At 70.1% G+C, this 8929-nt stretch carries 17 protein-coding genes and 1 other RNA gene; 16 read left to right on the forward strand and 2 right to left on the reverse strand.

Features of this window, described 5'->3' with window-relative positions:
* Positions 1-17: 17 nt before the first annotated feature.
* From LHJ74_RS14660 to LHJ74_RS14690, 7 genes are all read left to right on the forward strand, one after another.
* Positions 18-404, forward strand: coding sequence for a hypothetical protein (locus LHJ74_RS14660; protein ID WP_260218453.1), 387 nt, complete (start codon positions 18-20; stop codon positions 402-404).
* A 1-nt stretch (position 405) separates the two neighbouring features.
* Positions 406-1320, forward strand: a complete 915-nt coding sequence (locus LHJ74_RS14665) for a hypothetical protein (protein WP_260218454.1) — start codon at positions 406-408, stop codon at positions 1318-1320.
* Complete coding sequence (locus tag LHJ74_RS14670; protein ID WP_260218455.1) at positions 1320-1583, forward strand: hypothetical protein; 264 nt, start codon at positions 1320-1322, stop codon at positions 1581-1583. Before LHJ74_RS14665 ends, LHJ74_RS14670 begins: the two co-directional genes overlap by 1 nt.
* A gap of 27 nt (positions 1584-1610) precedes the next feature.
* Positions 1611-1811 carry a hypothetical protein gene (locus LHJ74_RS14675; protein ID WP_260218456.1) on the forward strand — a complete coding sequence of 67 codons (201 nt, stop codon included), beginning with the start codon at positions 1611-1613 and terminating at the stop codon, positions 1809-1811.
* 87 nt (positions 1812-1898) lie between these two features.
* Positions 1899-2027, forward strand: a complete 129-nt coding sequence (locus LHJ74_RS14680) for a hypothetical protein (protein WP_260218457.1) — start codon at positions 1899-1901, stop codon at positions 2025-2027.
* Between the two features lie 127 nt (positions 2028-2154).
* Positions 2155-2745: a hypothetical protein gene (locus LHJ74_RS14685; protein ID WP_260218458.1), complete on the forward strand. Its 591-nt coding sequence runs from the start codon at positions 2155-2157 to the stop codon at positions 2743-2745.
* Positions 2746-2815: 70 nt separating this feature from the next.
* Entirely contained in the window at positions 2816-3010 is a 195-nt protein-coding gene (locus LHJ74_RS14690) for a DUF8847 domain-containing protein (protein WP_260218459.1), read from the forward strand.
* Between the two features lie 39 nt (positions 3011-3049).
* Here LHJ74_RS14690 and LHJ74_RS14695 read toward each other — a convergent pair whose 3' ends face one another.
* Both LHJ74_RS14695 and LHJ74_RS14700 read right to left on the reverse strand, forming a co-directional pair.
* Positions 3050-3235 (reverse strand): hypothetical protein, encoded by a 186-nt coding sequence (locus LHJ74_RS14695; protein ID WP_260218460.1) that lies wholly within the window; start codon positions 3233-3235, stop codon positions 3050-3052.
* Positions 3232-3426: a hypothetical protein gene (locus LHJ74_RS14700; RefSeq protein ID WP_260218461.1), complete on the reverse strand. Its 195-nt coding sequence runs from the start codon at positions 3424-3426 to the stop codon at positions 3232-3234. The genes LHJ74_RS14695 and LHJ74_RS14700 overlap by 4 nt, the downstream gene beginning before the upstream one ends.
* Positions 3427-3526: 100 nt before the next feature.
* Here LHJ74_RS14700 and LHJ74_RS14705 point away from each other — a divergent pair, with 100 nt between their 5' ends.
* The 9 genes from LHJ74_RS14705 (at position 3527) to LHJ74_RS14745 (ending at position 8685) form a co-directional block, all read left to right on the forward strand.
* The gene (locus tag LHJ74_RS14705) at positions 3527-3889 is read left to right on the forward strand and encodes a DUF6011 domain-containing protein (RefSeq protein WP_311203297.1); all 363 of its coding nucleotides are present in this window, start codon (positions 3527-3529) and stop codon (positions 3887-3889) included.
* On the forward strand, positions 3886-4017 hold the full coding sequence (locus LHJ74_RS14710) for a hypothetical protein (RefSeq protein ID WP_260218462.1): 132 nt from the start codon (positions 3886-3888) through the stop codon (positions 4015-4017). The genes LHJ74_RS14705 and LHJ74_RS14710 overlap by 4 nt, the downstream gene beginning before the upstream one ends.
* Before the next feature lie 32 nt (positions 4018-4049).
* Positions 4050-4412 carry a DUF3846 domain-containing protein gene (locus tag LHJ74_RS14715; protein ID WP_260218463.1) on the forward strand — a complete coding sequence of 121 codons (363 nt, stop codon included), beginning with the start codon at positions 4050-4052 and terminating at the stop codon, positions 4410-4412.
* A gap of 1 nt (position 4413) precedes the next feature.
* Positions 4414-4485, forward strand: an RNA gene (locus tag LHJ74_RS14720) — hammerhead ribozyme type II.
* A gap of 15 nt (positions 4486-4500) precedes the next feature.
* Complete coding sequence (locus LHJ74_RS14725) at positions 4501-4812, forward strand: hypothetical protein (protein ID WP_260218464.1); 312 nt, start codon at positions 4501-4503, stop codon at positions 4810-4812.
* A 166-nt stretch (positions 4813-4978) separates the two neighbouring features.
* Complete coding sequence (locus LHJ74_RS14730; RefSeq protein WP_260218465.1) at positions 4979-5485, forward strand: hypothetical protein; 507 nt, start codon at positions 4979-4981, stop codon at positions 5483-5485.
* Complete coding sequence (locus LHJ74_RS14735) at positions 5469-6971, forward strand: hypothetical protein (RefSeq protein WP_260218466.1); 1503 nt, start codon at positions 5469-5471, stop codon at positions 6969-6971. The genes LHJ74_RS14730 and LHJ74_RS14735 overlap by 17 nt, the downstream gene beginning before the upstream one ends.
* Positions 6968-7141, forward strand: coding sequence for a hypothetical protein (locus LHJ74_RS14740; RefSeq protein ID WP_260218467.1), 174 nt, complete (start codon positions 6968-6970; stop codon positions 7139-7141). Before LHJ74_RS14735 ends, LHJ74_RS14740 begins: the two co-directional genes overlap by 4 nt.
* A complete protein-coding gene (locus tag LHJ74_RS14745; RefSeq protein WP_260218468.1) occupies positions 7141-8685 on the forward strand; it encodes a phage portal protein in 1545 nt (514 codons plus the stop codon). The genes LHJ74_RS14740 and LHJ74_RS14745 overlap by 1 nt, the downstream gene beginning before the upstream one ends.
* Positions 8686-8929: the final 244 nt, after the last annotated feature.

Here is an 8929-nt window from a genome sequence, read left to right on the forward strand (position 1 = left end):
TGCAAGGACTCGTCGCCATGTTGGAAATCGGCCTCCACGGCCTGTCGCTGCTGCTCACCGTGCTCGTCGTAGCTGCCGTCAAGAAGGGCGGTCAGACGATCGGCCCCGCCGCCGGTCTCGCCGCGGGCGTGGCGATGGCCTACGCGTACGCGCGCACCGGTCGGCCGTGGTCGATCCTCGCGGAGAAGGCCCAGGAGATGACCGCGACCGGCGGCGCCGAATTCGGTGTCGTCCCCGCGGCGGTCGCGCTCTCGCTCTACGCCTGGTGGTGGTACACCCGGCCCAAGCTCCTCGGCTCGGTGGTGCTGGGCTTCCTGCTGATGACCGCGGCCAGCGCCAGCAGCGGCCTATGGAAAGAGATCACCAGCGTGGTCGGGTCCTTCATCACGATCTTCGCGGGCTGACATGGCCAGCGACGACGTGCACGAGTGCCGGGCCGAGCGGGTGGGCGAGGTCATCGGCCGTACCTACGCCCGCGCCACCCGCGTGATGGCGACCCCGATCCGCCGCGCCCCCGCGCCTACCTGGCACTGGCGCGTGGCCTACCGGGCGGGGAGTGGACTGCGGCACGCCGCGGGCGCTGCCGCGCGCCGGGGCCGGACCGCGCCCCGCCGCCTGCTGGACGGGCTGCGCACGCTCATGCGCCGCCGCGGCAAGGGCCGTGGCCGCGCGGGCTCGGTGAAGTCGCGCGCGGGCCGTGCGGCCACGGTCGCGGGCGGCGGCTGGTGGGCGTGGCAGTGGGCCGCCGCCGAGGGCGTACTGCCCTGGGCACTCACCGGCGCCGCCGGGCTCGGCGCAGCCGTCGCGTACGCCGCGGGGAGTGAGCCGGAGCAGCTGCCCGAGCGGCGCAGGAAGCGCCCTCGCCATCCGGCGCCGGTGCCGGCCTTCTCCGCTCCCGCCGAGGAGGAGCCCGAACTCCCAGCCCTGGACCCGCTGCTGACGCTGTGCGCGCAGCTGATCGGCGACGCCCGCGGAGTCCACCTCGACACCCTGGTGGCAGCCGTCAACGAGGCCGCACCGCACCGCACCCGGGAGGGGCCCGAGGTGCGCGCGGCACTGGCGCAGCGGGGGGTGCCCACCCGGCCCTCCGTGGGGGCCCCGGGAGGGGGTGTCCCGGGCGCTCCCAGGAAGGTCCGCCGAGGGGTGCACCGGGAGGACCTGGAGGCCGTCATCGGACCCCTCTCCGACCTCCGCCCCGCGGCCCAGCCCAGCACTGTAGCTACGCCCGCTACACCACCCCTGACCAGCAATGTAGCGGACCCCGCTACAGCTGTAGCGGCCCCCGCTACGCCCCTTCAACCCACCCGAGAGAGCGCCTGATGCCCTACCGATACGAGTGCAACGCCTGCAACATCCGCGGCGAGGTGAGCAGCTGGCGCGGCCCCGCGCGCACCGCCCAGGACGAGCACCGCACCCAGGCGCACGCTGGCATGCAGCCCACAGCCGGAGACCGGGTTCGTCACGTCACTCCGGGCGTTCTCGGCCCCGCCACCGTGATCGTCGTGCTGCTCCTGTGCGTGCTGGTCGAGACGGTCACCGGGATCGCGCCGGACGACGTCGCCCGCTGGATCGGCATCCTCTGACCCCCAACCCACCGAAGGAGACCACCTATGACCCGCTGGATCGAAGACTCGTCCATGGAAGCCCCCGAAGGGCACCGCTGGGAGCGCCCAGCCCCGGACGACTGCCCGGCCTGCCCCTGCCACACCGCGCGCGTCTGCGAGACCCGCGCCTGGGCGCGGGCGGAGCGCCCCGCTTACGCGGACGGCACTCCGTACACCGTGCCGTGTCCCTGCATGACCGCCACCTGATTACCAGCCAGCCCTGGGGCGGCCGACTCACTGCCAGGCGATCGGCCGCCCCAGACCCCATCCCCACCAGGAGACAGGACCACCATCGTGGCACTTCGCCGAGACATGCCCACCCGAGACCCCAAGCGCGCCGAATCCGACTCCGGCCAGTCCCGCGACTACGACGCGAAGACCGGCGGCTGGACCAAGAAGGCCGCCAACCCTGACGACCACTGACACGCAGGCAACTGGTCAGTACGGAATCAGCGGCCATTTCCCTGTAACTCCCCATAACCCAGCGGGGTCTGACACTCTCTCTACCGTCACCCCCCGCTCCCGTACCATCACCATCAGGAGCGACAGCATGAGTCAGTACCAGCAGAACCCGCAGCAGCCCCAGCAGCCCCAGCAGCCGTACGGATACGGCACCCCGCAGCCCCCGGCGCCGAAGCCGAAGATGAGCCGCGGGAAGAAGATCGGCATCGGGTTCGGCATCTTCTTCGCGCTAATCGTCGTCGGCGCGGTCGCGAGCGGCGGCGAGGACACCGCTGACGGCGAAAAGGACCAGGTTGCCGCCGAGCAGCCGAAGGACCAGGCACCCGCAGCGAAGGACGACAAGCCGGCCGAGGAGAAGCCCAAGGACGAGCCCGAGCCCGAGGCCCCGGCGGAGAAGAAGTCCCAGGCCGAGGAGTTCAAGGCGTTCATCGCAAAGAACGGCACTCCGCAGGAGCAGGACGCGGCGAAGCACGTCGTCAAGGTGCAGGGCGCCGGGGAGCAGAACGACATCCTCGACAGCGCGGAGATCCACACGGACTACACCGGCGGTATCGTCGGCCCGCACACGGGCGACGGCAAGCTGCTCGCCTCCGCGTTCGCGGACTGGCGCGACTCGAAGAACGGACTCGTGACGGTCTACGACTCGGCTGGCGAGATCCTCTCCAACGGCAACTTCTAACAGCCTGCTCCACCACGGCCCCCGCCGGACCACCCTCCCGGCGGGGGCCGTTCTGCGGAAGGATGACCGCATGACCGAAGTGGAGCTGTACGGCGGACCGCTCGACGGGCAGACCGTCCCCGTGGATACGGACGACGGCGATCCCGACCCGTGGACGGCGATCCTCACCCCCGGCTGCGCCCACCCTGGCGGACGCTCCCTCTACGCGCCCGACCCCGCCGGCCGCTGGCGGTGGGTGCAAGACGTGCCCTGGGACGCCATGTAGCAGCAGCACCACGGCCCCGCCCAAGCGCTTGGGCGGGGCCTATCTGCGTGCCGCGGTCCAGCCCTCCGCCGGGATGACCGGCCCGAGTTGACCGCCGGTGCCGGTGACCGCAGCGGATGCCATACGGACCCGCGGCAGCAGCATGCCGGGCGCGGGTGGCGGCGCCTGGTGGCGCTCGAGCTGCCGCAGCGCACGGCCGCGGTCCGGGAACGGGCGGTAGCTCACTCGGCCCTCCGCCCTTCCTTGGCGAGGCGGCGTACTGTCTCGCGGCTGTAACCGGTGGCGGTGATGACGTCCTTCTGGGCCCATCCCTGGTCGATGGCGCGGGCGATGGTGGTTGATCGATGGCGTTCGGCTGCCTTGACCGCTTCCTGGTAGTTGGCGTCGAGGGCCTTGAGCTCGGCTTCTGTGACCATCCCCCGAGTGTGCCACAACCGCTAGGCCTAGACCCCTTGCCATGCCTCACGTCTTAGGCCTAGAGTGTGAGGCACAAGGACGGCGACGAGGGGACACACCATGAAGGCCACCACCCAGCAGACCAGCACCACCGGCGCCTGCCTCCGCTGTGGCCGCACCCTCACCGCCGCCCGCTCCATCGCCACCGGCTACGGCCCCACCTGCACCCGCAAGGTCAAGGCCGCCGCCCGCGCCGAGGTCGTCGCCCAGTACAAGGCCCACCAGGTCGCCAAGGCCGAGGAGCTGCTCGAGCAGGGCGGCCTCATCCCCCTCCGCGCCAACCGCGTGTTCCTCGCAGTCAGCAGCGACGGCGCCGCCACCTACCGCACCCACCGCGCCGCCTGCACCTGCCCCGCCGGGATCAAGGGCCTGCACCCCTGCAAGCACCGGATCGCCGCCCACATCCTCAGCCTCGCCGCGTGACCCCGGAGCGCCACATGCAGATCACCGTCACGGTCAACACTCCCGATCCGGCGCTGTGCCGCGAGGTCGCCCGCGAGGACCGCGACTACTGGAACGACCTCTACGACCACGAGCCCGACGACGAGTGACCGCCAGACCCATCCCGAGACTGGAGACCCACATGCCCGCCACGCCCGACGCCCTGCTTCTCGCCTCCGACGGCGGCCTTCAGGTCATCGACCTCCCCGCCAGCAGCGACGACCACCTCATCGTGATGCGCGCCGTCCTGCGCTGCCAGCGAGTTGATCTCGTTGCCCTCACCAGTCACCTGGACATGTGGGTTGACGACGAGTTCCTCTACAACTACCCGGACGAGATCAACCCGTTCGCGACGCTTTTGGCCCGCCGCTACGGCTTCACGCACCAGCCCTACCACGGGCCGGTACTGCTGACCGGCGGCGCGGACCAGGACGGCGAAACGCTGCCGCTCACGCTCGACCGGGCACGCGCGCTGCTCGCCGCGCTGCACGACACCGCCAGCTGATAGCCGAAACGCGCCGCCACGGCGGGGCGTCCGCCGGGGAATGGTCCCCCTGGTGCTGACGAGGCAGACCCGTAGCGAGAGGCAGCACATGAAGCGCATTCACCCGGCGACCATCGCCGGACTGACCGCCAAGGTCATCTTCCGTGAGGAGTCCTGGACGACCTGCCGCCTCTCCCGGCACGAAGTTGGGACCGTCGTCTCCCTGTACCGAGGGAACGGGGTCCGGTCCGTTGTCCTCACCGCGATCCGCATCGAGGACGTGCCCGGCGACACGTTCGGATGGGTGATCGGTACCGCCGTGGACCTGGCCACCGGCGAGCCCGAGGACTTCAAGGTGCGCGGCAACCTGTGCGTGCTCACCCGCTGCGACCTGTACTACCTCCCCGGCGATGGTTCCTGACCGCCGTTGTCAGTCCCGGCTGCCATGCTTCAGGTGTCCATTCACCCGTGCTGGCTGCCGGGCTACTCGGACACCCCGGCCCCTGCCGCGCCTCGCGTGGTGGGGGCCGAGCCGTGCGCAGCTACCATGGGTTATGACAACGTTGTCAGACACGGGGAGGCCGCACATGGACGAGCGACCCCGCGACGGCAACGGCCGATTCATCTACACCGGCGACTCCGCCGCCCGCGACGCCGACGCCTGCCGCCTCCGCGCACGCCACCACACCTACCAACAGATCGCGGACCTCCTCGGCTACGGCCACAAGTCGGAGGCATACAGGGGCGTGCAACGCGCCCTCAAGGACACCGTGCAGGAGCCGGCCGACGAGGTACGGGCCCTGGAGCTGGACCGCCTCGACCAGCTGGCACGCGCCGCCACCGACGTACTGGAGCGGCAGCACGTCACCGTCTCCCACGGCCAGATCGTGCGCCAGGACGGTGAACCCCTCCTCGATGACGGACCGGTGCTCGCTGCGATCGACCGACTCCTGAAGATCCAGGAACGCCGCGCCAAGCTCTTGGGCCTCAACGCACCTTCCCGCGTCTCCGTGGACGCGGAGCAGCTCGGCGCGGAGATCCTGAACCTGATCGACCGCGCGGCCCAGGACAGCGGCGATGACGACGGCACCTGACCTCGACCACCTCCGGCAGCAGATCGGACTCCTCGTCAGCGCGGGCGACACCCGCCAGCTCAAGCAGGTCCGTGACCGGCTCCAGTCCACCGTCGACAAGCGCAACCTGGCGACCCGCGCAGCCAAGTACGGCGCCGACCCGATCGGCTGGGTCCGCGAACGCCTCGGCCAGACCGTGTGGTCCAAGCAGGCCGACATCATGACCAGCGTCCGCGACCACCGGCGCACCGCGGTACGGTCCGGCCACGGCGTCGGCAAGAGTCACACCGCATCCCTGCTGGCCTGCTGGTGGCTGGACACCCACCCGCCCGGCACCGCGTTCGTCGTCACCACCGCCCCCACCGGCGCGCAGGTCCGCGCGATCCTGTGGCGGTACATCCGCCGCAACCACAAGCGCGCCCAGCTGGCCGGCCGGGTGAACCAGACCGAGTGGCACATCGATGACGAGATCGTAGCGTTCGGCCGCAAGCCTGCCGATCACGACGAGTCCGCCTTCCAGGGCATCCACGCCCGGTACGTGCTGGTCATCATCGATGAGGCGTGCGGCGTGCCCGCACAGCTGTGGGTCGCCGCGGATGCGCTGACGACCAACTCGGACTGCCGCCTGGTCGCGATCGGCAACCCCGACAACCCGGCGAGCCACTTCCGCAAAGTCTGCTCGCCGGGCTCGGGGTGGCACGTCCTCGGCATCTCCGCGTTCGACTCACCGAACCTCACGGGCGAGGACGTGCCGGAGGATGTGGCGCTCGCCCTGGTCGGCCGCGAGTGGGTGGAGGAGAAGGCCCGGGAGTGGGGCGAGGACAACCCCCTCTACCGCTCGAAGGTCCTGGGCGAGTTCTCCACGGACGCGGCGACGCAGGTCGTGCGCTCCAGCGACATCGCCGCCTGCCGCATCGAACCCGACACCCCACCCACCCCCGACATGCTGCTCCCCATCGAACTCGGCGTCGACGTCGGCGGCGGCGGAGACGAGACCGTCATCCGGGAGCGCCGCGGCATCAAGGCCGGCAGGGAGTGGCGGGCGCACACCGACCGGCCCGAGAAGATCGCCCCCATGATCCTCGCGGCGCTGCGGGAGTCCGGCGCGACGGCGGTCAAGGTGGACTCCATCGGCATCGGGTTCGGCGTCATCGGCGAGCTGCGCAACCTCGCCAACCAGGGCAAGCACACCGCGCACATCTACGCCGTCAACGTCGCCGAGAAGGCGTCCCGCCCCGACAAGTTCGTCAACTTGAGGGCCGAGTTGTGGTGGGACATCGGCCGCGGCCTGTCCGAGCGGGGCGGCTGGGACCTGTCCACCATGGCCAACCCGGACACCACCGTGGCGCAGATGCTCGAACCCCGATGGGACATCGACCCAGCGGGCCGCATTCGCGTGGAGCCCAAGACCGACATCATCGGCCGCCTCGGACGGTCCCCCGACAACGCGGACGCGCTGCTCCTGGCGTACTACAGCGCCGCCCGCACACGAGTGAGGTGGATGTGAAGACCAGCGTCGTCACCAGATTGAAGGCCGCGCGCACCGCGCTGCTCACCGTCAGCGGCCTCGGCGCGCTGACCGCCGCCGCCTGGTCCACGTTCGGACTCGGCGCCGGCCTCGCCAGCGCTGGGTTGTCGTGCTTCGCGCTGGAGTACCTGACCGGAGAGGACAGCTGATGAGGTCACCACTGCGCGCCCTGTTCAACCAGGCGGCCCAGACCCCGGTGCCGTTCGTGTCCCGAGCCCACTCCTTCGCCCTGCCGTTCGGGATGCGCCGCGACGCCGAAGCGCAGATGAGCGCCATGTCGAGCGTCGGCACGCTCTTCGCCATCGTCAACCGCACCAGCAACGCCACCGCGCTGGTCGACTGGAAACTATGGCGCAAGGCCAAGTCCGGCCGAGCCGAGGACCGAACCGAAGTCACCAGCCACGCCGCCCTCGACCTGTGGCGGAAACCGAACGCGTACATGCCGCGACAGGAGTTCGTGGAAACTACCCAACAGCACATCGACCTCACGGGCGAGGGCTGGTGGGTCATTGGCCGCGACCCGCGCAGCACGCTGCCGCTCGAGCTGTGGCCCGTACGCCCAGACCGTATGGAGCCAGTGCCCGACCCTGAGCGTTTCCTGAAGGGCTACGTCTACCTGGGGCCAGCAGGTGAGCGGGTACCGCTGGAACTGAACGACGTCGTCCAGCTGCGCATGCCCAACCCCCTCGATCCGTATAGGGGGATGGGGCCGGTGCAGTCGGTCCTCGCCGACCTCGACGCCACGAAGTACAGCGCCGAGTGGAACCGCTCCTTCTTCCTGAACAGCGCCGAACCCGGCGGCATCATCGAAGTGCCCAACGGCCTGGACGACAACCAGTTCGATGAGCTACGGGACCGCTGGAACGAACAGCACCGCGGCGTCGCCAACGCCCACAGGGTCGCGATCCTGGAGCACGGCGTCTGGAAGGACCGCAAACTCAGCCAGCGCGACATGCAGTTCGTTGAGCTGCGCGACGTGTCGAGCAAAGTCATCCGCGAAGCATTCGGCATGCCCAAGTTCGCTGTCGGTGATGTCGAGGACGTCAACCGGGCCAGCGCTGAGGCGTCCATGGCGTGGTTCGCGGAGCAGCTGACCGTGCCCAGGCTGGAGCGCATCAAGGCGGCACTGAACCACGACCTGCTGCCGCTGTACGGCGCCTCCGCGAACGGCTTGGAGTTCGACTACGAGAGTCCGGTGCCGCCCAACCCGGCGGCCCGCAACGAGGAGCTGACCGCGCAGGCGGCGGCAGCGCAGTCGCTGCGGGCGGCGGGCTACCTGGCGGCGGATGTCCTCGCGGCCGTGGGGCTGCCGGAGATGCAGGCGCGTACGCCGGAGGAGGAGCTGCTGGTGGACATCGTGCGCGGTGCCCCGTCCACCGCGCCGGTGATTCTGCCGTTGCTGGGGTTCGATCTGTCGGCGGCGGCGTTGGCCAGCAGCACGGGGGCGGAGCCGAGTAACCGGCTCGAGCTGGGCAGTGAAGCCCCGGAGTTGGAGGCGGCGATGCGGTGGAAGGTGGTGGCCACGCTGGATGACGACACGTGCCAGCCCTGCCGGGACAACGACGGCCACCTGTACCGCAACAGGGAGCAGGCGTACGAGGACTATCCGGGCGGCTCTGGCTATGTGCACTGCGTCGGTGCTGAGTACGGCAATGAGTGCCGGTGTCGGGTGGTGAAGCGGCGCCAGTCGTGACGGGGGCGCCCAACTGATCGCACAGTAGTGCACAATGGGTTATGACAACGTTGTCTGACAACGATGTCACTCACTCTCTGGGAGGGCGCCCGCATGCCGTGGATCAAGGAGATAGCACCCCACGCGCCGCACTGCGCCCTCCGCGAACTGCGCCCCGAATCAGGCCAGTTCATGCCTGTTCTCGATAGAATGACCACAACGAAACCCCGGCGACGGTTGCAGCCGTCCCGGGGCATGGCCAACC

Source organism: Streptomyces gossypii, from assembly GCF_025165795.1.
In the GTDB taxonomy this organism is placed as follows: domain Bacteria; phylum Actinomycetota; class Actinomycetes; order Streptomycetales; family Streptomycetaceae; genus Streptomyces; species Streptomyces gossypii.